A 21,202-nucleotide genomic window follows, 5' to 3' on the forward strand; every position below is an offset into this window, starting at 1 on the left:
GGATGATGCCTTTCACGAGGAGAAGGGGGAGAACGGGGGAGAGGAGGGGCGTCAGGCGGCCGAGGTGGCGGCGCGGTGCGCCAGCTCCTGACGGACCAGCGGCAGCACATGACGCCCGTAGTCGATGGCGTCGTTGAGCGGGTCGTAGCCACGGATGGACAGCAGCTCGCAGCCGATGTCGACGTAGTCGAGCAACGCCTTGGCCACCGTCTCGGGGGAACCGACCAGTGCCGTGGACGCACCGGCGGCGTTGGTGGCGGTGGCGGGCGCGGTCCACAGGCAGCGGTCGTGCACCTCGCCGCGCTCGGCGACGGCCAGCAGCCGCTGCGAGCCGACGTTGGCCGGGGCGCCCTGGCCGACCGCCGGGTAGTGGCGGTGCTTGGCCCGCTCGGCGTGGTTGGCCTTGACCGCGCCCAGGGTGCGGTGGGCCTTCTCCCAGGCCAGCTCGTCGGTGGGGGCGATGATCGGCCGGAAGGACACCCAGATACGTGGCCGGGGCCGCCCCGCGGCGTCCGCGTACGCGTTCACCGCCGCGATCTGCTCGGCGGTCTCCTTCAGCGGTTCGCCCCACAGCCCGAAGATGTCGCCCAGCTGCCCGCCCACCCGGTACGCGTCCTGTGACGAGCCGCCCACCGAGATGGGGATGGTGCCGTTGTAGGGGGCGACATCGGAGCGGAAGCCCTCGAAGCGGTAGTACGGGCCCTCATGGGAGACCGGCCCGTCGGCCTCCCACACGTTGCGCAGGATCCGGATGTACTCGTCCGAGCGCGCGTACCGCTCGCTCTTGCTGAGGTAGTCGCCCTCGCGGTGCTGCTCCTCGTCGTTGCCGCCGGAGATGATGTGCACCACCAGCCGCCCGGCGCTGATCTGGTCCAGCGTGGCCAGTGCGCGGGCCGCGTGGGTGGGGAACACCACCCCGGGGCGGTGGGCGAGCACCGGCTTGATGCGCTCGGTGTGGTGGGCGACGAACTGCGCCAGTTGCAGCGCGTCCGGCGAGGCGGAGTGGTAGGTGACCAGGGTGTAGTCGAAGCCGGAGTCGTCCAGGGCGCGGGCGTAGCGGCGGGCGTAGTCCACATCGATCCCGGAACCCGCGGTGGGGTCGCCCTCGGTGGCGGGATTGGGATGGACGGCGCTGATGAACTCGACGGGCATGGCTGAGGTCACTCCTTGACGAGGCTGGTGTCGACGTGGTCGGCGAGCGTCGGGTTGGGCGTGAGCACACCGATGCCGTGCATGGTGTCGCCGACCGTCTGCACGGACCGGATCACCGGCTCACTCACCGGCAGCAGGTCGCTGTTGGACTGGTCGACCAGGGTCTTGGCAACCGTGGCGGAGGCTCCGTTGGTGCGCTGGATGGCCTTGGCGTACTCGGCGGGGTGCTGGCGGGACCAGACGAGAGCCTTGTCGAGGCGGCGCAGAAAGTCGGTGATGGCTTTCTTCTTCGCCGGGGCATCAAGGGCCTTCTCGGAGGCCCCGATGAAGCCGTAGCCGCTCACCCGCCCGTTCGCCCCGTTGACCAGCAGACGGCCCCCGTGCTGCTCGGCCACCGTCTTGTACACGCCGAACGTGGCCCAGGCCTCGACCTTGCCGGAGGTGAAAGCGGCCTGCGCGTCGGTCGGCAGCAGATACTGCACCTTTACGTCCGAGTAGCTCAGCCCCGCCTGCCGCAGCGCGTGCGCCAGCAGATACTCGGCGATGGACCCCTTGGCCGAGGAGACGACGACCTTCTTCCCCTTGAGGTCCTTGACGCTCTTCACGGCCGAGTTCTTACGGACCACGATCCCGGTGTGGGTGCCGTCGTTGCGCAGCGCCGCCACCGCCTTGACGGGCACCCGGCCGGAGAGTGCCTGGAGGGTGGGCAGATCGGCGGCGTACGAGGTGTCGGCGGCCCCGGCCTGCACGGCTTGGAACAGCGGTGCGGCGCCCTCGAACTCGGCCCACTTCACCTTGTACGGCGTTCCCTTGAGGGCGCCGGAGGCGTCGAACAGCGTCTTCAGGTTCCTGGCCTGGTCGCCGAGGGTCAGCGTGACCTTCGACGGATCGGTCTCGGACGCCGCCTGGCTGTCGCCCGCGCACGCGCTGGTGGCGAGGAGGGCGGTGAGCGACAGAGTGGCGCCGAGAGCGCGCGCCGCGACCGTGGCCCTGCGGCTTCCGGTTATCGAGTAATTCACGTGGTCACCTTTTCCCGGTGGTGTGAAAGGGCCGAGGCGTCGTCGACACCCAGCTGCCGCAGGAGTTCGCCGCGCAATGCCACGAAGTCGGGGGAGCCGACGTCGCGCGGGCGGCCGAGGCCCACCTCCGCCTCGTAGCCGATCCGCCCCTCGTCCATCACCAGCACCCGGTCGGCCAGCAGCAGCGCCTCCTCGACGTCGTGCGTGACCAGCAGGATCGAGCAGCGGTGCCGCTGCCACAGATCGGCCACCAGCCGCTGCGCCTTGACACGGGTGAGCGCGTCGAGCGCGCCGAACGGCTCGTCCAGCAACAGCAGTTCGGGTTCGTGCACCAGCGCACGGGCCAGCGAGACACGCTGGGCCTGACCGCCGGAGAGCGTCCGGGGCCAGGCGCCCGCGTACTCCTCGATGCCGACCTCGGCCAGATAGCGCTCCGCGAGCGCGCGGTCTCCGCGCGGCAGACCGAGCACGACGTTGTGCCACACCCGCAGCCACGGCATCAGCCGTGGCGACTGGAACGCCACCGAGCGCCGCTCCGGTACGTCCACCTCGCCCTCGGTCTCGCTGTCCAGCCCGGCGAGGATCCTCAGCAGCGTCGACTTTCCGCAGCCGCTCTGGCCGAGCAGGGCCACGAACTCGCCCTCGCGGATGGTGATGCCGAGACCGTCGATCACCGTCTTGTCGCCGAAGGCGCGCGACAGCCCGCGGACCTCCACGCTGTTCGTGCCGTTCACCGCGGTCACGCTCCTTCTCCGTCGAACGAGGCCCGCCAGTCCAGGAGCCGCCGGGACAGCGTCCGCACCGCGAAGTCGCAGAGCAGCCCCAACACCGCGTACACGGCGAGGCACAGGACGATGACGTCGGTCTGGAAGTACTGCTGGGCGTTGCTCATCAGATAGCCGATACCGGCGTCCGCGTTGACCTGCTCGGCGAAGACCAGGGCCAGCCACGCGGTGGACAGCGCGTACCGCAGCCCCACCAGGGCGCCGGGCAGCGCGGACGGCAGGATCACGTACCGGATCAGTCCGATGCGGCCCAGGCCCACCATCCGCCCGGCCTCGATCAGCTGCGCGTCGGCGGAGCGGATGCCGCCGTAGATGTTGAAGTACAGCGGGTAGGTGACGCCGAGCGCCACCAGTGCGATCTTCGGTGTCTCGTCGATGCCGAACCAGACGATGAACAGCGGGATCAGGCCCACCCAGGGAATCGCCCGGAACATGCCCATGGAGGAGTCGATGACGTCCTCGCCCAGCCGGAACAGCCCGGCGGTGAGCGCCAGGGTGAGCGCCACGGCCGCGCCGATGAGGAAGCCGATCGCCGCACGGCGGCCGGAGGCGGCGATGGCCTCGGTCAGCTCACCGGTGCCGATGAGGTCCGCCCCGCGCCGCACGACGTCGACGGGGGAGGCCAGCACGGTCTCCGGGAGCACGCCCGTCGCGGCGGCCACGTACCAGAGCAGCAGCAGCCCGGCGGGCCCGGAGGCCCGCCGGACCCCTCGCGGGACCCGGAGGCGGAACCGTGGCCGGGACCGGGTGCGGGCGGCAGTGGGCTGGGCGGGCGGCGCGGAGTCCTTCGCCACGTCGGGTGGTGGCGGTGCGGCGGTGCGCGGAGGCGGTGAGGCCCCGGACACGGAGGAATACGGGGAGGGCATGATGCGGCCTCTCGGTCGGGAAGTGTTCAGGGGAGGTGTGTGCGGGCGGCGGATCAGCCCGTCGCCCCACCCACGGCCGCGGGGCGCGCGGTGTCGGCGGACCAGGCGGACCACGAGCCGGGGTAGAGCGCGGCCGTGACGCCGACGCGGGCCAGGGCCGCGACCGTGTGGGCGGCCGTGACACCGGAGCCGCAGTAGACACCGACCTCGCTCGTGCCATCGGCGCCCAGGGCGGCGAAGCGCCGCGCCAGCTCCTCCACGGTGTGGAACGTGCCGTCCGGCGCCAGGTTGTCGCCCGTCGGGGCGGAGCGGGCACCGGGAATGTGCCCGGCGCGTGGATCGACCGGCTCGACTTCGCCCCGGTACCGCTCGGCCGCCCGCGCGTCCAGCAGGACGCCCGTACGGGCCACCTCGGCCGCCGCGTCGGCGTCCAGCACCGGCAGATGTCCGGTGGCGAGCACGACGTCCCCCTCGGGCGGCGGGGCGGGCTCGCCCGTTTCGACCGGCAGCCCGGCCGCGCGCCAGGCGGCCAGCGCCCCGTCCAGCAGCGAGACCCGCTCGACCCCGGCCCACCGCAGCAGCCACCAGGCGCGGGCGGCGGCGGTGTTGCCGTTGTCGTCGTACACCACCACCGGCCGGTCGGCGGTGAGCCCCCAGCGGCGCGCGGCCCGCTGCAGCGCGGCGGGGTCCGGCAGCGGATGGCGGCCGCGCTCCGGGGCGGGAGGGGCGGCGAGTTCGGTGTCCAGGTCGACGTAGACCGCGCCGGGAAGGTGCCCGGCGAGGTAGTGCTCATGGCCGCGCGGATCGCCGAGCCGCCACCGTACGTCCAGGACGACAGGCGCCGGATCGCCGTGGGCCAGCCGGGAGTACAGCTCGGCCGGAGTGGTGAGGACGGGGGCGGTCATACGAGGTCCTCCGGGACGGCGATGGGCGCCAGGCCCTCGTCCAGCCGCAGCCGTTCCAGGAAGAGGACCACCGTGGCGGCGGCGGTGCGGTGGGTCACGTCGTTGAGGACGTCGTGCCGCGTCCCGGCCAGGCTCACCAGCTCGGCGCCGGGCAGGCCGCGGAACGCGCGGCGGACCTCACCGAGCGGACTGACGGTGTCCTCGACACCGTGCAGCCCGAGCACCGGAACGGAGACCCCGTCCAGCGCGGGCTCCAGTGACGTGGGTCCCGCCAGGGCGCCGCGCCGGAACGCCGCGTCGGCGGTCAGCCTGCCCCGGTGTGTGGGGCAGGCGGTACGCCGCTCCAACTCGTCCTCCCATTCCGACGATTCGGCGGGGCGCGCCCCGGTCGGTAGCCCGGCGAGGATCAACGCGTCCAGCCCGGGGGTGCCGAGGGCGGCGAGCCGCGCCGCGTGGGACGCCCCGGTGTCCGAGCCGACCAGGACGCGGGGGCCCGGGTGGGTCTCGTCGCGCAACAGCTTGGTGGCCGCTTCGGTGATGGCCTCCGGGTCGGACGAGGCATCCCCCAGGGCACGGACGCGGTAGCCGTCGGCGGAGATCCGGCGGCCGAACCGCTCGTACACACCGCCGTGTTCACCCCGCCCGGGGAGGAGCACGAGCGTGCCACGCGGGGCGATTCCCGCTGGTTCGTCCCAGGAGTGGACAGGCAGAGCAGAGGACATGGGAACTCGATTCATCGACAGCGAAGGGCGCGGCGGCGCGGACGGGACAGGGCGATACGGAGACGCGCAGACGACGGCGCAGAGGCGGCGGCGCAGAGGCGACCGCGAACGGGCGACCGCGAACGGGCGAGTACGGGGTGGCGAGGCACCCGGTGGCGAGGTTCCGGCGGCGAGACCCGGGGAAAACCGTCGGTCAGCGACAGCGCATGGCGCCGGTGAGGCCGAAGTCGACCACGCGCCGCCGGGTCAGCCAGGCGCACCCGCTGGCGCGGCACAGCGCAGCCGGTCCGGCGGCCGAAGGCCCGGATCCGGTGAGGTGCGTGCGCGGCCGACGGGCCGCCACGAGCGCGCTGCGTGGCATGACCTCAGAATGCACGAGCCCGGAGTCGGCCGTCCAACGATGATTCGCCATCAAAACCGATCGTGATGTGCGATCGATCGGTGCTAGCCTGCACACATGCAGCCGGTACTGGACATCGTGGCGTTGCGCAGCCTCATCGCTGTCGCCGAGTACGAAGGCTTCCACCGCGCCGCCGGCGCGCTCGCCCTCAGCCAGTCCACCGTCAGCCAGCACATCCGGCGGCTGGAGAAGTCCCTGGGACGCCCCGTCGTCGAACGCGACGGCAGGAAGACCCGGTTCACCGCCCATGGCACCCGACTGCTGGAAGAAGCCCAGCAGATCGTCGGCGCACACGACGCCGCCATCCGCCGGCTCATGGGGGAGGACCGGCCCGACGCGGCACCGGTCGTCATCGGCGCCACCGAACACGGCGCCGACCAGATCCTCCCCGTACTCACCGCGGCCGTACGCGACACCCGGCCCGGGGCCGAGGTCCGCGTACGCATAGACCGCTCGGCACGGCTGACGGAGGCCGTCGCGCGCGGCGAACTCGACCTCGCCGTCTACGTCACCGAGGCGGCACAGGCCCCCGGCACCCCCGTGGGCGAACTCCCCCTGCGCTGGTACGCCGCCCCCGGCTGGACACCACCGCCCGCCCCCGCGCCCCTGCCCCTGGTCGCCATCAGCGACCCGTGCGTGATCCGCCGCCGCGCCCTGACCGCGCTCGCCTCCCACCACACCCCCGCCACCGTGGTCGCCGAGGCCGGATACCTCGCCGGAGTCCTGGACGCGGCCCGCGCCGGACTCGGCGCCGCCCTCCTCGCCACCCCCGGCAGCCCGTACCCCGACGGCCTCACCCCACGCCACGACCTCCCCGCCGTCCCCCCGGTCCGCCTCAGCGCCCGATCCCGCACCGGCTGCGACCCCTCCCTGACCCGAGCCACCGTCGAGGCGGTACGCGCCCTGCTCACCTCCCGCGAGGCGGACACCCCGGTGTGAGCCGACTCCGTAAGAGGGGGCACCCGGCGCGTCGTCAGGCGCTTCGGAGGCGGCGGACGAGCAGGTACATCTCGCAACCGAGGCAGTAGCCGAAGACCGCGTTGAGGAAGGCGGCGGCCAGGGCGAGCGCGGTCGCGGCCATGCCCAGCCAGTGGACACCGGCGAGGTAGCCGACGGTGCCGACCAGGGCGAAGCCGACGCCGACGCCCTGGGCGAAGCGGGGCGGCCGGGCGTCCTCCAGCTCACTCGGCGGGGAGAGCCTGGGCTGGAGGGCGACTCGGTACAGCCAGCCGTACGGGGAGTACCGCGAACCGGCGAACGCGCCGAGCGCGAAGACCGCGGTTTGCGCGGCGAGCAGCGCACCGCTGGCGGTGATCAGTACGGCGCACAGGACGATGGTGGTGAGCGCGGCGGCGAACCGGGGGCCGCGTGGGTCGATCTGCATGGAACGGGACTCCGGGAGCAGGGAGGACGGCCATCGGGCCGGGATGGGTGTCAGCGACAGCGGGTGGCCGTCATCGTAGCCACGTGGCATTGAGCGTCGGTGGCCAGGTGGCCAGGTGGCGGGGGAGAGGCCGGGCGGGTGCAGACTGGTGGCATGAACGGGTTGGTGGTGTGTGCCGCGGTGCTCCTTCTGGCGAGCGTCTTCGGAGTGGTGCGCGCGGTGCGCGGCGGCAGGCTTCGGGCACGGCAGCGGGACGGCGCGGTGCGCCTGTCGGCGGCGGAGCTTGGAGTCGAGCTGGGGGACCGGGCGACGCTGGTCCAGTTCTCCACCGCCTTCTGCGCGCCGTGCAGGCCGACGCGGCGGTTGCTCACGGAGATCGCCGGGACGGTACCGGGCGCGGCGCATGTGGAGATCGACGCGGAGGACCGGCTCGACCTGGTCAACCGGCTGGGAATCCTGCGCACCCCGACCGTGCTGGTGCTCGACCCGGACGGCCAGGTCGTCGGCAGGGCGTCCGGACAGCCCCGCCGCGCCGAGGTGATGACCGCCATCGGCAGGGCGACCGGGGCCTCCGGCACCCCGTCGTGAGAGAACGCCAAGCCTCGGTACGGGCGATCACCGAACGGTCGCTTCCCGCTCGTACGGGATCTGCTCACCGGCCTCGATCGCGGCCGGGAGCCAGGAGGCTGCCCGGTGTGCGCCCGTTGAACGCGGTCAGGCTCAGCGCCCGGCCATCGAGCTGGAAGCCGATCCGTCCGGGGGCGTTGTAGACGTGTTGCAGCCCCTCGACGGAAGCGCCCACGGTGGTCGGTCGCGGCTCGTCGAAGGGGGTGTAGCCGCTGGTGACCACCCAGCGCGGGTCCGGCGCGTAGGCGGGCGTTCCGGTGAACGCGGTACGCAGCGGATGGTCAGGGTGGCGCGGTCGGATCAGATCGTGGCCGCCACGCTTGGCGATCTCGATCACCGCATCCCCCCAGCCCGCGTTGACACCGCCGCGCTCCGGGATGGCGCCGAACGTGTGCCGTCCGTGCATCTCGGTGCCGTCGACGACGAGTTTGCAGGCCGGTGATGGCGAGGAATCCGTGCTCGTGGGCGAGTGCCGACACCTGCCGGTGGTGCCACGCCTCCCATTCCGCGGTGAACGTGCCGCTGTCGGTGGCGGGATGCTGGACGGTCATGTGTGCTCCTGCGGGAACGTGGCGCTGATGGCCGGAGGGGTGTGCGTGCTGCCGCCCGCCGGGAGAGGTCCCGGCGGGCGGCAGTCGGTCAATACGCGTGGTGTCGCATCACTGAACGACCTTGAGAAGCTTGTTGGGCGAGCCCGTGCCGATGCCGGACAGGACGCCCGAGGTGGCCCCGCTCACCAGCGTGCTCGCCACTTCGGACGGAGTGGCGGTGGCGTGGCCGGAGAGGTAGATGGCCGCGGCGCCGGAGACGTGCGGAGCGGCGAAGGAGGTGCCGTTGCCGGTGTAGGTGGCGGTGTCGGAGCTGTTCCAGCCCGCTGTGATGTTCGAGCCCGGGGCGAAGAGATCCACCACCGAGCCGTAGTTGGAGTAGCTCGCCCTGGCGTCCGCGCTGGTGGTGGCGCCGACGGTGAGGGCGGCCGGAACCCGGGCGGGTGAGTAGTTCGCGGCGTTGGCGCCCGAATTGCCCGCGGCCACGGAGTAGGTCACGCCGGAGGCGATCGAGTTGCTGACCGCGGTGTCCAGGGAGGTGCTGGCGCCGCCACCGAGTGACACGTTGGCCACGGACGGACCGGAGTGGTTCTTGGTGATCCAGTCCACGCCCGCTATGACACCCGCCGTGGTGCCGGACCCGTCGTTGCCGAGCACCCGGACCGCCACGACCTTCGCCTTCTTGGCCACACCGTAGGTGGTCCCGGCGGCGGTCGTGGCGACGTGGGTGCCATGGCCGTAGCCGTCCTGCGCCGTGGTGTCGTTGTCCACGAAGTCGTAGCCGTACGACGCCCGGCCGCTGATCTCCGCGTGCGAGATCCGCACACCGGTGTCCAGGACGTAGACCGTCACACCGCTTCCGGCGCTGTCCGGGTAGGTGTACGTGCTGCTCAGCGGCAGGTTGGCCTGGTCGACCCGGTCCAGCCCCCAGGGGGCGTTGGTCTGGGTCGCGTCGGCGTGAACGGTACGGTCCTGTTCGACGGAGGCGACGGCCGGATCCGCGGCGAGCCGTCTGGCCTCGGTGGCGCCGAGCTTGGCCGCGTAGCCGTTCAGCGCGGTGGTGAAGGTGCGCGTCACCGCCCCGCCGTGTCTGGAGACGACCTCCTTGCCTTGGGCCGACGAGGCCTTCAGGCCCGCCGCCTTCTTCAGAGTGACGATGTAGCTGCCCGGGACCGCGTCCGCGGCGGCGGCGTGCAGGACCGCGCCTTCGGCCGGTGTGGCGTGGGCGGGGAGCGCCGTGCCCGCGCCGACGCACGCGGCCGCGGCCGTCGCGGCGATTGCTGCGGCGATCCGCCGCTTGGTGGTACGCATCACTGCCATCGCGAGGGTTCCTCCTCGATCGGTGGCGCGCTGTGGTGCGTGCGCGCTCTATGGGGGGTGTTGGGGTAGAGCGTTGGCCGGGAGCGCACGGTGACGCTTCCGGCTTCGTCGAGGATTCGCCGGGCGGTCAGCGGAGAGCAAGGCATGTCATACACATGACACGCACACCATGTGGTGCGTCATGTGCCGTCACCCACGGCAATGTACCTGTCATCACCCCTACGTACGGGCTCCGGTGTCGGTTCGGGCGGAGCGCAGACGTCCTTCCGGCCACCCCGGCGGCCTCCGGCGGGGCGTGGCGCAGCACCAGTGCCTGGTTGGGAGAGACCGTCAGCCCCGAGGCGGCGCCCGTGCAGAACTGGGTCACGGCGAGAACGCCCGGGAGGAGCGGTGCCGGGACCCACAGCGCGGCCAGGCCGCTCGCCAGCAGAGCGCCCATGCCCAGCGCGAGGCCGACCGTCACCGCGTGCTGCCCGAGGCGCCGCACCACGCGCCAGGCCAGCGCGGACGTGAGCCCCATCGCCACCGCCGAGGGCAGGGTGACCGCGGCGGCGGCGAGGGCGGGAAGACCCCGGCCGTCCTGGAGGAACATCGTCAGCACCAGCGAGGCGGCGATCGAGGCCACTCGACGGCGCCTGGATGAAGGGAGCCATCGCCACCAGGGCCAGCACGCCGACCAGCATCAGGCGTGTAGCGGTCGGCGTGGGCGAGGAAGCCGCCCCGGCGGAAGTTCTCGCCGGTGAACGCGTCCGAGGAGGTGACCACGTTCCACGTCGACCGGCCACCGGAGAGGTGGTCCAGGGTCGCGAACTGCCGTGCCAGCTCCAACGGTTCGTTGAAGGTGGCGTTGATCGTCCCGGCCAGTCCGATGCGGTCGGTGACCGCCGCCAGCGTGTTCAGCACCGTCAGGGTGTCGGGCCTGCCGACGACATCCAGGTCGAAGCTGCCCGAGCGCGGATCGCTCCACACGGTGTGGCTGTTCACACCGGGGAACGCGGCGCCGAGATGAACCTGCTTGACGGGCTTGCTCACGCGGGGCTCCCGGTGGTGGCGTCGCGGTCGGCCGGTCGTCTCAGACACGGACGCCCGTTCCGTGGACGCCGTGTCGGTCGATGAGCGCTAGCTCCTCATCGGTCAGCGGCGGGAACTCCAGCGCCTTGAGGTTGTGGTCCAGCTGCCAGGTGGAGCTGGCGCCGATGAGCGCACTGGTCACCTGTGGCTGCCGCAGCACCCATTGCAGCGCCAGCTGCGCCAGTGACTGTCCGCGCCGCTGGGCGATGCCGTCCAGCGCCGTCGCTCGTTCGCGGTAGGTGTCGTCGATGGCGTCCGGCGTCAGGAAGGTGCTGTTCTGAGCCCGGGCACCCTCGGGGATCGTGCCGTCGAGGTACTTGTTGGTCAGCAGGCCTTGGGCGAGCGGGCTGTACACGACGAGCCCGAAGCCGTCTTCGGCGGCGAGCTTGAGCAGGCCATTGGTTTCCGGTCGGCGATCGAAGATCGAGTACCTCGGCTGGTGGATCAGCAGCGGGACCCCCGCCCGGCGGAGCGACTCGGCCACTTCGTGGGCGCGCTCGGGGGCGTAGTTGGAGATTCCGGCGTACAGCGCCTTTCCGGACTGCACCGCGGTGACCAGCGCGCCGACGGTCTCCTCCAGCGGGGTGGAGAGGTCGGGGCTGTGGCTGTAGAAGATGTCGACGTAGTCGGTGCCGAGATCGCGCAGGCTGTGGTCGAGCGAGGTGAGCAGCGACTTGCGGGAGCCGCCCTTGAGATAGGGGCTCGGCCCGATCGGGTTACCGGCCTTGGTCGACAGGATCAGCTCGTCCCGGTAGGGCGCGAGGTCTTTGCGCAGCACCCTGCCGAAGACCTTCTCGGCCGCCCGGTGCGGCGGCCCGTAGCGGTTGGCGTTGTCGAAGTGGGTGATGCCGAGATCGAAGGCGTGCAGCAGGATCTCACGCTGAGTGGCGTAGGGGTGGTCGGTGCCGAACTTCTGCCACAGGCCGAAGGAGAAGGCGGGCAGGTCGAGCCCCGAGTTGCCGGCGCGGCGGTACTCCTGCTTCTCGTAGCGGTCGTCCGCCGCCTGGTAGGTGGTCTCGAAGGAGCCGGTGGATGCCATGAATCCGTATCCGTTTCAGAAGGTGTGAGGGCAGCGGTCAGCGCGGACCGAGCCCACATCTCAGTACATGAGAGGGGTGAGGAAAACAGGATTCCGGGGCGTGTTCAAAAAACGCCCGGGCCATCAACACCGCGCGCTGGAAACCCTGAGCAGGTCGACACAGCGTTCACTGGTCAGCAGCGGGTCCGAGGTCATGGGAAGTGAGTCTGAGGTGGCCCGATAACCCATGTCAACCACGTCTTGGACTGCGGACGACGATGCGTCGAGAGGCCGCCGGGGGCTCATTGACATTCCGAATGATCATGCAGAAACTCGATCGCATGTGTGAGGTCCTGCTCACGACCCGCCCGGCCGTGTCGCGTACGGCACTGGTCAAGCACCGATCGGATCCCTCATGAGCCTGGAATTTCTCTGGTACATACCCAATACCGTCGAACCGGGCCACCGCGGCGACGACACGACATCCGGCTGGGGATCCATCGAGTACTCGACCGACCTCGCCCGCGCGGCGGAAGAGCACGGTTGGGGCGGCGCACTGCTCGGCACCGGCTGGGGGCGTCCGGACACCTTCACCGTCGCCACGGCACTGGCCGCCCGGACCACACACTTCAAACCGCTGATCGCGATCCGCCCCGGCTACTGGCACCCGGCGAACTTCGCAGGCGCGGCGGCCACGCTCGATCAGCTCAGCCGCGGACGCGTCCTCGTCAACATCGTCAGCGGGCTGGACAACCCCGCCGCGTACGGCGACACCACCACCGAATCCGACGCACGGTACGCCCGCACACAGGAGTTCCTGCGTCTCCTGCGGCGCCTGTGGACCGAGGAGGAAGTCACCTTCCACGGTGAGTACTTCCAAGTCACCGGGTCAACGGTGGCACCGCGCCCCTACGCCACCGACTCCCGGGCGCATCCGACGCTCTACTTCGGTGGCGCGTCCGCGGCCGCCGAGCGGGTGTCGGCGAGCGAGGCCGATGTGCAGCTCTTCTGGGGCGAACCACTCGACGGGGTCGCCGAACGCATCGCCCGGCTCAAGGCATTGAGCGACCAGGTGGGCCGCAGCCACAAGCCGCTCGAATTCGGGCTGCGGATCACGACACTGGTACGCGACACCACCGAGGAGGCGTGGCGCGCGGCCGAGGAGAAGGTCGCCAAGATGGCAGCCGGTGCGGGCAAGACGAACTGGACGGGGAACCGCAGGACGGCAGTCGGGCAGCGGCGCCTCTTCGACCTCGCCAGCCGCGGCGAGGTCCTCGACACCTGCCTGTACACCACCCCCGGCACCTTCGGCGGTGGGGGAGCGGGGACCACGTGGCTGGTCGGATCCGCCGACGACGTCGCCGCGGCCCTGAACAGCTACCGCAAGCTCGGGATCACCCACTTCGTGCTCTCCGACACCCCGTACAAGCAGGAGATCAGCCGCGTCGGAGACCACCTGCTGGACAAGCTGCGAGACGATCGGAACTTCGACGCGATAACGACGTAGTCGGGGCGAGCGGCGAGCACGTGTAACACGCACATGGCATCCACACGAAGTTGTCATTGCCGCCTTCCGTTAATGCGACCCCGCCACTTGACCCTCTCTTGACGCCGCGCGAACGTATTTCCTGACCTGCACCTTGCCGCTGGTCGGCTGTGCCAATAGGCCCTCATCGACCACCGCCGACAGTAAGAACGTCGCCCACATCAAGATTCCGGAGAAGGTGAAAGCGGACACGACGATGACCATCGGGGCGCCGGAACTCAGGTAGCGCTGAAGCTCTCGGGGCAGATCAAAAAGCTTCCCTTCAAGGTCAAGTGGGCCAATATCAGTGGCGGGCCGCAGTGCTCCGAGGTGTTCCGCGCGCATTCCCTGGACGTGTGCGCCTCGGCGGAGATCCCGTCGATACACGCCCACTGGACCGGTCTCGACACCAAACTCGTGGCGGCGGTGTTCCGCGAGGACCCGTTGAAGCACCCCGTCTACGAGCTGGGGATCGCTCCCGGGGCGGACGTCGACACCCTGTCGGACCTGCGCGGCAAGAAGATCGCGTACAGCCCGGGGCAGGCCCAGGGCGCGCTCGTGCTGCGCATCCGTACCCCGACAAGTACGGCGAAGACGGCGGGAAGACCATCCAGCACGGGCTGCGCGACGATCCCGCGCATCTGTGGGCGCCGACCGAGTCCGTGAGCGATCCGCAGAAGGCCGCCGCGATCAGGGAGTTCATCAAGTTCTGGGCGCGGTCGGAGGTCTGGGTCGACCAGCACCCGCGGCAATGGATCGACGGCTACTACGTCAAGGACCAGGGCCTCACCCGCGCGGACGGCGCATACCTGGTGAAGCAGAACGGCCATCCGGACATCCCGGCAGACTGGACGTCCGCCATCGAGCGCCAGCAGAAGACGGTCGACCTGCTGGCGAAGGAGACGGGCCAGGAGAAGTTCGACGCGGGAATCCTCTTCGATCGCCGGTACGAGTCGGCAGCCGCCGACGCGATCGCGCATGGAGGCAAGCCACGATGAGTACGGACGTCACGGACCGGCGACTGTCGCTGGTCAAGACGGCGAAGACGGCCAAGACAGTGACAACGGTGACAACGGACGGAGCCGACGGGCGTTGGGGCGCGCGACGCCGCCTCGGTCCCGGTCGGCCCATCCCCTACGGCAGGGCGCTCGGCCCCGTTCTGTTGCTCGCGGTCTGGGCGGGTGGTTCGGCCACCGGCCTCATCGACGCGCGCAACCTGTCCGCCCCTGGACGGTGGTGACGACGGCGGGCGACCTCATCGCGGACGGCAGGCTCCAGACCAACGTGTGGACATCCGCCGAGCGTGCCCTGTCCGGTCTGGCGTACGGAGTGGCCGCCAGGCTCGTGCTGGCGCTGCTCGCGGGGCTCAGCAGACTCGGCGAGGGAGTGATCGACGGTCCCGTGCAGATCAAGCGGGGCATTCCCACCATCGCGCTCATACCGCTGCTGATCCTGTGGTTCGGCATCGGGGAGTCCATGAAGGTCATCACGATCGCCCTCAGCGCCTTCGTCCCGATCTACATCCACACCCACAACGGGCTGCGCACCATCGACAGCCGGTACGTCGAACTCGCCGAGACGCTTGGGCTGAGCCGCCCGCGCTTCCTGCTGCACATCGTGCTGCCGGGCGCGCTGCCCGGCTTCCTTCTCGGGATGCGCTTCGCCGTGACCGCCGCCTGGCTGGCCCTGGCCGTTGTCGAACAGGTCAACGCCACCAGCGGGATCGGCTACATGATGGGGCTCGCGCGCACCTACGGGCAGACCGACATCATCACCGTCGGGCTCGTCGTGTACGGACTCCTCGGGCTGCTCTCCGACGCACTGGTACGGCTCGTGGAGAGGAAGGCCCTGTCATGGCGACGCACACTGGCGGACTGACCGCCACCCCCCGGGAAACCGACGTGGCCGTCCGCATCGACGGGCTCGTACGGGCCTTCGGCACCCGCACCGTGCTGGACGGGCTCCATCTGACCCTGCGTGCCGGGGAGTTCGTGGCCATGCTCGGCCGCAGCGGCTCCGGCAAGAGCACCCTGCTACGGGCGCTCGCCGGACTCGACCACGACGCCGGCGGCGAAGGCCCACCGAGCGCGCCCGCCGATGTGTCGGTGGTCTTCCAGGACGCCCGGCTGCTGCCGTGGAAGCGGGTGCTGGCCAACGTCAGCCTGGGCCTCACGGGCGCGGACGCCGAGGAACGGGCCCGCACGGCGCTCGACGAGGTGGGCCTGGCCGGGCGGGAGGACGCCTGGCCCGTGGAGCTGTCAGGCGGTGAGCAGCAGCGGGTCGCGCTCGCCCGCTCCCTGGTACGCGAGCCCGAACTGCTCCTCGCGGACGAACCCTTCGGCGCGCTCGACGCGCTCACCCGGACCCGCATGCACGCGCTGCTGGCCCGCTTGTGCGAACGCCACCGCCCCGCCGTACTGCTGGTCACCCACGACGTGGACGAGGCGATCGCTCTCGCCGACCGGGTGGTGGTCCTGGACGAGGGCCGGATCGCCGCCGACCTCGCCGTGAAGCTTCCGGCACCGCGATCGCACGGCACCCCCGAGTACGCCGCGCTGCGGATCCGGCTGCTCGCCCGGCTGGGCGTCGACGGACCCGACACCCTTTAGGAGTTTTCCGGTGAGCCACATCATCACTCGACCGTTCCTCGATTGGACAGCGCGTTCCGCCGGACGCTGGACCCGGCAGCCGACACCGCCCTCGCACGCTCCCGCCACGCAGTACGGCAACCGCCTCGCCCGGCCGTTCGTACTCCCGGGTGCCGACCAGTTCCGGCTCGGGCCGCCTCCGGCGCTGGACTCCCGGACGTACCGGTCGGACCTGGCCGAGGTGCGTGCCTACGGCTCGGCGGACAGCACCCAGCGCTCGGCGTGCCAGACGCAGACCGCGAACTTCTGGTACGGCTCCTCGCTGGCCCTCTACACCGAGCCGCTGAGAGTCGCGCTGGCGCGCTCCGCGGCGTCGCTGGAGGAGCGGGCGAAGCTGGTGGCCCTGTTCCACATCGCGTCGGTGGACACGCAGATCGCGACCTCCGACACCAAGTACGCGTATCAGCGCTGGCGGCCGGTCACCGCGATCCGCACCGGCGCGATCGACAACGACCCGCACTGGACACCGCTGCACGACACACCGGCCATCCGGACTACCCGAGCGGCCACAACACCTACTCGGGAGCGGCGGAGGAGATACTGTCCGCGCTCGTCGGTCCGCGTACCGCGCCGTTCGAGCTGACCCGTTCCACCGCGCCGGGGGTCACCCGCGCGTACACGGGCTGGCGTCAGCTGACGGCCGAAAACGTCGACGCGCGGATCTTCTCGGGCATCCACACCCGCTCCGCGGACGAGGCAGGCGTCACCCTCGGCAAGAAGGTGGCCGCCCATGCGCTGCGCGCGAGTCGGGGCGGCTCTTCTCCGTTCCGGTGAACACCACCTCCGTCGCCCCGGCGTCAGTCGCTGCCGGGCGCCGTGCCGGGCCGCGTGGTGTCGAGTACGTACAGCTCCGGCAGGTTGACGACGATGGCCTCCTGGGTGCTGCGGGCGATCACCACGACGGCCTCGTCGTCCGGGCTGGGGTTCTCCTCGCGGTGCGGAACGTACGGCGGCACGAAGATGTAGTCACCTGGCGAGGTGCGGATGCGGATCTCCTCGGCCGTGCCGCTGGAGTCGTCGAGGAAGACGAACTCCGGGTGCCCCTTCACCACGTGGATCGCCGTCTCGGAGGCCCCGTGGTGGTGGTTGGAGGACGCGGTGTCGGGGGCGACATGGGTCTGGCCCATCCAGATGCGTTCCGAGCCGACGCTGCGACCGCTGATCGCGGCGAAGCGCCGCATGCCCCCGGACTGCGCGGTGTCGCCGTCGAGGGCGTCGGCGCGGATGTGGTGCAGACGCGCACGCAGCGGCAGCGAGGAACCGCCTTCGGGGTGGTCGTGGAGATCAGGATGGAAGGCGTCGTTCTGGGGCGCGGGGGTGCCGCCGGACTGGGGCGAAGCGGGGGAGGAGGGCATGGGCGCCGACCGTAGAGAGCCGATCCAAAGGACGTCAAGATGACCACCCCACTGGCCACCGCCCTCACCGGCGCCGATGAGTGAGACATACCGCGTCGCACTCTGCGCACCACCGCCTCGAGCGCAGGCGACGTTCGCCACAGCGGTCAGCCTCGCCGCTCCGCCCGCCACCTGACCAAGCCAGGCCGGGTCAGCCCCCTGCAACGCGCCTATTCGTCGTCGTCCACATCGTCCACATCATCGGCATCATCCACATCGTCTTCGTCGTCATCGCTGTCTTCGCGTTCATCCTCGTCATCGGACTGCGAGGGGCCAGCTGAAGCGCTGCTGGTCGACGGTTGAGGAGTGGTGGAGCCGGTCGGGGGAGGCCGTTCGTCCTCCTGACTCGGAGGGGCGGTGATCGAGGCCCCTCCTCCTGAGGGCTGCCTGCTGCCAGAGGAGAAGGAGGCCGAGTCGATGATCGCTGACATGGCCAGGACACATCCGGTGAGGACCAGAGCGGCACCGGCCCCGGTGAGTATCGTGGTCTTGTGGCCCCTCAAGCGGTCCCAGACGCTTGCGTCGTCGTTCCTCGCCTCATCCTCCCCATGGTGGTCCGGTAACGGAGACGACGGGTTTTGGGCTCCGGTATCGGATGACACATCTCCTCCTGGAAGCCGACGTGACGACGCTGTTGGAGTCACACGGAATGGGACGCGGCCGCCGACCACGCTAGTCGCCATCGGTTCAGGGCAGAGCCAGCGTTGCTCCAGCGCTTAGTTAAGGGAAGGCCAATATTCGGCTCCTATGGGCGCGGTCAGCGGTGGCGGGTGCCGATCCCGGGCCCGCGCCGTTGACGACCGAAGACCAAGGCTGGACACGCCGTAAATAGCACGAACAGCCATATTCGTAGAAGATTGTCCTACAGTGGCGCTATGCGCGGAATTCTGTTGGCCGGGGGTACCGGCTCGCGACTGTGGCCGCTTACCCGATCGGTATCGAAGCAACTGCTGCCGGTATTCGACAAACCCATGCTGTATTACCCGCTTTCCACGCTCGTGATGGCCGGAATTCGGGAGATTCTGATCATCACCACCCCCGAAGACCAGTACCAGTTCCGCAGGTTGCTCGGCGACGGCAGTCAACTGGGCCTGCGGCTGGAATACACGGCACAAGACCGCCCGGCCGGAATTGCGCATGCCTTCCTGGTAGGGGCGGACTTCATCGGCGATGAGTCGGTCGCTCTGATTCTGGGCGACAACATCTTCCACGGGAGCGGTCTCGGCACACAGCTCGCCCACCAGGACGATCTGAAAGGCGGCAGAGTATTCGCCTACCCGGTCGCCAACCCCTCGGCCTACGGCGTCGTGGAATTCGACGAGCAGGGCCAGGCGCTGTCCATCGAGGAGAAGCCAACCCGGCCCAAGTCCCGATACGCGGTGCCCGGACTGTACTTCTACGACAACCACGTCGTGGACATCGCGCGCGGCCTGCAGCCCAGCGCGAGGGGCGAATTGGAGATCACGGATCTCAACCGCATTCACCTCAATGCCGGAGCGCTGCGCGTCACCCAGCTCGACCGGGGCACCGCATGGCTCGACACCGGGACCTTCGCCTCCCTGGTCCACGCTTCGGAATTCGTGCGGGTGATGGAAGAGCGCCAGGGCCTCAAGGTCGGCTGCATCGAGGAGACGGTCTGGCGGGCCGGTCTGATCGACGACGATCAGCTCCGAGACCTGGCCCAGCCGCTGCTCAAGAGCGGATACGGCCACTACCTTCTGGGGCTGCTGGAAAACTCCCGGCACACGGTCCTGCCCCAGCGCGGCAGCGGAAACGCACGATGGCAGGGAGTAAGCACGTGAGACCACTTAGCATCGAAGGGGCCTGGGTGGACACGCCCAGGGTGTTCGTGGACGACCGGGGACGGTTCCACGAGTGGTTCAAGAACGAGAGATTCCACGGTTCGGTCGGGCAGGGGTTCCAGCTCGAGCAGGCCAACTGCTCCCGTTCCCTTCGCGGCACTCTCCGAGGCATCCACTACGCCTCGGTTCCGCCCGGCCAGGCCAAGTACGTCACGTGCGTCAGCGGCGCCGTCCTCGACGTAGTGATCGACATCCGTACCGGCTCCCCGAGCTTCGGGGTCTGGGAGGCGGTGCGGCTCGACGACACGACGCATCGCGGTATTTACCTCTCGGAAGGACTGGGCCACGCTTTCATGGCGCTGGACGACAACTCCACCATCGTCTACCTGTGTTCACAGGGATACGCGCCACAGCGGGAACACGGCATCAACCCGCTCGATCCGACGTTGGCCATTGCGTGGCCTGAGGACCTCACACCACTCCTTTCCGAGAAGGACGCGGCGGCCCCCACGCTGGACGAAGCCGAGCGGCAAGGAATGCTGCCTTCTTTTGAGGCCTGCCAGGCGTACCGCAGAAGTCTCTCCGCGGCACGTGAGGTGACCAAGCTTCGTCAGCGGGTCGACGCTGTCGATGACGGTCTTGTTGGTTGATACCTCAACAACCCCCCGTTCGCAGAGGAGTTTTGGCGCGCCTTCCTGCATGCTGCGGCCGTATGAGTGATTCTTCGTATGACGCGAGCATAGGGAGAATCTTCCGACGGTGAAGAGTGAAAGATGGCTCCGTCCATGACTACGGACGCCGCGGGCACTCCTTGCGGTGTCGTCACTCCCAGCTTTGTGAGGAAGGTTCCAGTGAGCCGTAGAACTGGGCGGGCTTCTCGTTTGAAGTCCGCCACGATGGTTTCGGCAGGCGCGGTTGCCGTCATGCTGAACATGGTTTCGAGTACGGCGGCCGTCGCTGACGCGATCCAGCGTTCCGGCGGGGAGAGCAGCGTGGAGCTGCCCGGCCCGAACGGCGCCATGCGCTCTTACACCAACCACAACCATAACCATGACTATGGCCATGGCCACGACCACGACAAGGGCCACGACCACGACCACGACAAGGGTCGGGGTCCGCAGGGCCCCCAGGGTCCGCAAGGGCCGCAGGGCCCCCAGGGATTCCAGGGTCCGCAGGGGCCCCAGGGATTCCAGGGCACCCAGGGCACCCAGGGCACGCAGGGATCCCAAGGTGCACAGGGGTCCCAGGGCGAGCAGGGAGCCCAGGGTGCACAGGGCTCTCAGGGCACGCAGGGTTCCCAAGGTGCGCAGGGCACCCAGGGATTCCAGGGGTTCCAGGGATTCCAGGGCGAGCAAGGGGCCCAGGGAGCGCAAGGCGCGCAAGGCGCTCAGGGAGCCCAGGGCACTCAGGGCGAGCAAGGGGCCCAGGGAGCCCAGGGAGCGCAAGGCGCTCAGGGAGCCCAGGGAGCCCAGGGTGAGCAAGGGACGCAGGGCGCTCAGGGAGCCCAAGGTGCTCAGGGAGCCCAAGGCGCACAGGGCACTCAAGGCGCACAGGGCACTCAAGGTGCCCAGGGCGCACAGGGTGACCAGGGGGCGGCCGCAGGCTTGGGCAACTTCTCCGTTGTCCTCGGCGCCCTGGGTACGACGTCGACCGCCACCTGCCCGGGAGCCACCGACGTCGCTACCGGCGGTGGATTCCAGGCGGGAAGCCAGGGACAGACCATCCACGGCAACTTCGCGGTCGGCAACCCTGCCACGGGGTGGCAGGCCGCAACCGTCAACGCAGCCGGTGTCCAGGCCTACGTAGTCTGCTTCACACCGCCGGCTACGTAACCTTCACTGAACGCGGCGCGGTACCAGTCCTCTTCACCTGGTACTGAACGCGGTGCCCGAGAGCCTCGGCTTCCCGGGTACCGCCGCCGTTCCGTCCGGGGGGCGAAAGCGCGGCCTCGCGCCTTGGACCAAGCCGGGTACCCCGGGCCAATGAGACATCCTCCGCCCGCGATTCGGGCAGCAA

At 70.0% G+C, this 21,202-nt stretch carries 22 protein-coding genes and 3 pseudogenes; 10 read left to right on the forward strand and 15 right to left on the reverse strand.

Annotation, left to right across the window (positions count from 1 at the left end; all coding sequences use genetic code 11):
* Window positions 1-51 precede the first annotated feature (51 nt).
* The 7 genes from ACWC5C_RS22075 to ACWC5C_RS22105 all read right to left on the reverse strand — a co-directional run bounded on the left by ACWC5C_RS22075 (window position 52) and on the right by ACWC5C_RS22105 (window position 5,810).
* Entirely contained in the window at window positions 52-1,152 is a 1,101-nt protein-coding gene (locus ACWC5C_RS22075) for an LLM class flavin-dependent oxidoreductase (protein WP_450877715.1), read from the reverse strand.
* An 8-nt stretch (window positions 1,153-1,160) separates the two neighbouring features.
* A complete protein-coding gene (locus ACWC5C_RS22080) occupies window positions 1,161-2,171 on the reverse strand; it encodes an ABC transporter substrate-binding protein (protein ID WP_450877717.1) in 1,011 nt (336 codons plus the stop codon).
* Entirely contained in the window at window positions 2,168-2,905 is a 738-nt protein-coding gene (locus ACWC5C_RS22085) for an ABC transporter ATP-binding protein (RefSeq protein WP_450877720.1), read from the reverse strand. The genes ACWC5C_RS22080 and ACWC5C_RS22085 overlap by 4 nt, the downstream gene beginning before the upstream one ends.
* Before the next feature lie 5 nt (window positions 2,906-2,910).
* Window positions 2,911-3,822: an ABC transporter permease gene (locus ACWC5C_RS22090; RefSeq protein ID WP_450877722.1), complete on the reverse strand. Its 912-nt coding sequence runs from the start codon at window positions 3,820-3,822 to the stop codon at window positions 2,911-2,913.
* 53 nt (window positions 3,823-3,875) lie between these two features.
* Window positions 3,876-4,727: a sulfurtransferase gene (locus ACWC5C_RS22095; RefSeq protein WP_450877724.1), complete on the reverse strand. Its 852-nt coding sequence runs from the start codon at window positions 4,725-4,727 to the stop codon at window positions 3,876-3,878.
* Window positions 4,724-5,449, reverse strand: a complete 726-nt coding sequence (locus ACWC5C_RS22100) for an alpha/beta hydrolase (protein WP_450877725.1) — start codon at window positions 5,447-5,449, stop codon at window positions 4,724-4,726. The genes ACWC5C_RS22095 and ACWC5C_RS22100 overlap by 4 nt, the downstream gene beginning before the upstream one ends.
* A 193-nt stretch (window positions 5,450-5,642) precedes the next feature.
* Window positions 5,643-5,810, reverse strand: a complete 168-nt coding sequence (locus tag ACWC5C_RS22105) for a hypothetical protein (RefSeq protein ID WP_450877727.1) — start codon at window positions 5,808-5,810, stop codon at window positions 5,643-5,645.
* A 96-nt stretch (window positions 5,811-5,906) separates the two neighbouring features.
* Here ACWC5C_RS22105 and ACWC5C_RS22110 point away from each other — a divergent pair, with 96 nt between their 5' ends.
* Window positions 5,907-6,788 carry a LysR family transcriptional regulator gene (locus ACWC5C_RS22110; RefSeq protein ID WP_450877729.1) on the forward strand — a complete coding sequence of 294 codons (882 nt, stop codon included), beginning with the start codon at window positions 5,907-5,909 and terminating at the stop codon, window positions 6,786-6,788.
* 34 nt (window positions 6,789-6,822) lie between these two features.
* Here ACWC5C_RS22110 and ACWC5C_RS22115 read toward each other — a convergent pair whose 3' ends face one another.
* Entirely contained in the window at window positions 6,823-7,233 is a 411-nt protein-coding gene (locus ACWC5C_RS22115) for a DUF4395 domain-containing protein (protein WP_450877731.1), read from the reverse strand.
* A 153-nt stretch (window positions 7,234-7,386) separates the two neighbouring features.
* Here ACWC5C_RS22115 and ACWC5C_RS22120 point away from each other — a divergent pair, with 153 nt between their 5' ends.
* Window positions 7,387-7,821 (forward strand): TlpA family protein disulfide reductase, encoded by a 435-nt coding sequence (locus ACWC5C_RS22120; RefSeq protein WP_450877733.1) that lies wholly within the window; start codon window positions 7,387-7,389, stop codon window positions 7,819-7,821.
* A 91-nt stretch (window positions 7,822-7,912) separates the two neighbouring features.
* Here ACWC5C_RS22120 and ACWC5C_RS22125 read toward each other — a convergent pair.
* From ACWC5C_RS22125 to ACWC5C_RS22145, 5 genes and pseudogenes are all read right to left on the reverse strand, one after another.
* Window positions 7,913-8,411 (reverse strand): annotated as a pseudogene (locus ACWC5C_RS22125) (DUF1684 domain-containing protein); the annotation flags it as partial.
* A 108-nt stretch (window positions 8,412-8,519) separates the two neighbouring features.
* A complete protein-coding gene (locus ACWC5C_RS22130; protein ID WP_450877735.1) occupies window positions 8,520-9,728 on the reverse strand; it encodes a S8 family peptidase in 1,209 nt (402 codons plus the stop codon).
* A gap of 127 nt (window positions 9,729-9,855) precedes the next feature.
* Window positions 9,856-10,353, reverse strand: coding sequence for a hypothetical protein (locus ACWC5C_RS22135; protein WP_450877737.1), 498 nt, complete (start codon window positions 10,351-10,353; stop codon window positions 9,856-9,858).
* Between the two features lie 62 nt (window positions 10,354-10,415).
* Window positions 10,416-10,760 (reverse strand): annotated as a pseudogene (locus ACWC5C_RS22140) (LLM class flavin-dependent oxidoreductase); the annotation flags it as partial.
* A 40-nt stretch (window positions 10,761-10,800) separates the two neighbouring features.
* The gene (locus ACWC5C_RS22145) at window positions 10,801-11,838 is read right to left on the reverse strand and encodes an aldo/keto reductase (protein ID WP_450877739.1); all 1,038 of its coding nucleotides are present in this window, start codon (window positions 11,836-11,838) and stop codon (window positions 10,801-10,803) included.
* Between the two features lie 394 nt (window positions 11,839-12,232).
* On the opposite strand from ACWC5C_RS22145, the gene ACWC5C_RS22150 reads away from it, so the two are divergent.
* From ACWC5C_RS22150 to ACWC5C_RS22175, 6 genes and pseudogenes are all read left to right on the forward strand, one after another.
* Window positions 12,233-13,324: an LLM class flavin-dependent oxidoreductase gene (locus ACWC5C_RS22150; protein ID WP_450877741.1), complete on the forward strand. Its 1,092-nt coding sequence runs from the start codon at window positions 12,233-12,235 to the stop codon at window positions 13,322-13,324.
* 348 nt (window positions 13,325-13,672) lie between these two features.
* Window positions 13,673-14,008, forward strand: a complete 336-nt coding sequence (locus ACWC5C_RS22155) for a hypothetical protein (protein WP_450877743.1) — start codon at window positions 13,673-13,675, stop codon at window positions 14,006-14,008.
* Window positions 14,005-14,340, forward strand: coding sequence for a hypothetical protein (locus tag ACWC5C_RS22160; protein WP_450877745.1), 336 nt, complete (start codon window positions 14,005-14,007; stop codon window positions 14,338-14,340). Before ACWC5C_RS22155 ends, ACWC5C_RS22160 begins: the two co-directional genes overlap by 4 nt.
* Window positions 14,337-15,220, forward strand: a pseudogene (locus ACWC5C_RS22165) (ABC transporter permease). The gene ACWC5C_RS22160 and the pseudogene ACWC5C_RS22165 overlap by 4 nt, the downstream one beginning before the upstream one ends.
* A complete protein-coding gene (locus tag ACWC5C_RS22170) occupies window positions 15,196-15,951 on the forward strand; it encodes an ABC transporter ATP-binding protein (RefSeq protein WP_450877747.1) in 756 nt (251 codons plus the stop codon). Before ACWC5C_RS22165 ends, ACWC5C_RS22170 begins: the two are co-directional and overlap by 25 nt.
* Window positions 15,952-15,961: 10 nt before the next feature.
* Entirely contained in the window at window positions 15,962-16,573 is a 612-nt protein-coding gene (locus tag ACWC5C_RS22175; protein WP_450877749.1) for a vanadium-dependent haloperoxidase, read from the forward strand.
* A 214-nt stretch (window positions 16,574-16,787) separates the two neighbouring features.
* On the opposite strand, the gene ACWC5C_RS22180 is transcribed toward ACWC5C_RS22175, so the two are convergent.
* Together ACWC5C_RS22180 and ACWC5C_RS22185 are read right to left on the reverse strand one after the other, a co-directional pair.
* Window positions 16,788-17,345, reverse strand: coding sequence for a cupin domain-containing protein (locus tag ACWC5C_RS22180; RefSeq protein WP_450877751.1), 558 nt, complete (start codon window positions 17,343-17,345; stop codon window positions 16,788-16,790).
* A 209-nt stretch (window positions 17,346-17,554) separates the two neighbouring features.
* Entirely contained in the window at window positions 17,555-17,815 is a 261-nt protein-coding gene (locus ACWC5C_RS22185; protein ID WP_450877753.1) for a hypothetical protein, read from the reverse strand.
* A gap of 444 nt (window positions 17,816-18,259) precedes the next feature.
* Here ACWC5C_RS22185 and rfbA point away from each other — a divergent pair, with 444 nt between their 5' ends.
* Together rfbA and ACWC5C_RS22195 are read left to right on the forward strand one after the other, a co-directional pair.
* The gene (gene rfbA / locus ACWC5C_RS22190) at window positions 18,260-19,186 is read left to right on the forward strand and encodes a glucose-1-phosphate thymidylyltransferase RfbA (RefSeq protein WP_450877755.1); all 927 of its coding nucleotides are present in this window, start codon (window positions 18,260-18,262) and stop codon (window positions 19,184-19,186) included.
* The gene (locus ACWC5C_RS22195; RefSeq protein WP_450877862.1) at window positions 19,183-19,836 is read left to right on the forward strand and encodes a dTDP-4-dehydrorhamnose 3,5-epimerase family protein; all 654 of its coding nucleotides are present in this window, start codon (window positions 19,183-19,185) and stop codon (window positions 19,834-19,836) included. Before rfbA ends, ACWC5C_RS22195 begins: the two co-directional genes overlap by 4 nt.
* Window positions 19,837-21,202 lie beyond the last annotated feature (1,366 nt).

This window comes from Streptomyces sp. NPDC001700 (assembly GCF_053596435.1).

Bases quoted from the DNA above. Each gene is read 5' to 3' on its own strand.
- ACWC5C_RS22075 (WP_450877715.1), bottom strand. From the start codon at position 1,152: ATGCCCGTCGAGTTCATCAGCGCCGTCCATCCCAATCCCGCCACCGAG.
- ACWC5C_RS22090 (WP_450877722.1), bottom strand. From the start codon at position 3,822: ATGCCCTCCCCGTATTCCTCCGTGTCCGGGGCCTCACCGCCTCCGCGC.
- ACWC5C_RS22095 (WP_450877724.1), bottom strand. From the start codon at position 4,727: ATGACCGCCCCCGTCCTCACCACTCCGGCCGAGCTGTACTCCCGGCTG.
- ACWC5C_RS22100 (WP_450877725.1), bottom strand. From the start codon at position 5,449: ATGTCCTCTGCTCTGCCTGTCCACTCCTGGGACGAACCAGCGGGAATC.
- ACWC5C_RS22105 (WP_450877727.1), bottom strand. From the start codon at position 5,810: ATGCCACGCAGCGCGCTCGTGGCGGCCCGTCGGCCGCGCACGCACCTC.
- ACWC5C_RS22110 (WP_450877729.1), top strand. From the start codon at position 5,907: ATGCAGCCGGTACTGGACATCGTGGCGTTGCGCAGCCTCATCGCTGTC.
- ACWC5C_RS22115 (WP_450877731.1), bottom strand. From the start codon at position 7,233: ATGCAGATCGACCCACGCGGCCCCCGGTTCGCCGCCGCGCTCACCACC.
- ACWC5C_RS22120 (WP_450877733.1), top strand. From the start codon at position 7,387: ATGAACGGGTTGGTGGTGTGTGCCGCGGTGCTCCTTCTGGCGAGCGTC.
- ACWC5C_RS22130 (WP_450877735.1), bottom strand. From the start codon at position 9,728: ATGGCAGTGATGCGTACCACCAAGCGGCGGATCGCCGCAGCAATCGCC.
- ACWC5C_RS22145 (WP_450877739.1), bottom strand. From the start codon at position 11,838: ATGGCATCCACCGGCTCCTTCGAGACCACCTACCAGGCGGCGGACGAC.
- ACWC5C_RS22150 (WP_450877741.1), top strand. From the start codon at position 12,233: ATGAGCCTGGAATTTCTCTGGTACATACCCAATACCGTCGAACCGGGC.
- ACWC5C_RS22170 (WP_450877747.1), top strand. From the start codon at position 15,196: ATGGCGACGCACACTGGCGGACTGACCGCCACCCCCCGGGAAACCGAC.
- ACWC5C_RS22180 (WP_450877751.1), bottom strand. From the start codon at position 17,345: ATGCCCTCCTCCCCCGCTTCGCCCCAGTCCGGCGGCACCCCCGCGCCC.
- ACWC5C_RS22185 (WP_450877753.1), bottom strand. From the start codon at position 17,815: ATGTCAGCGATCATCGACTCGGCCTCCTTCTCCTCTGGCAGCAGGCAG.
- rfbA (WP_450877755.1), top strand. From the start codon at position 18,260: ATGCGCGGAATTCTGTTGGCCGGGGGTACCGGCTCGCGACTGTGGCCG.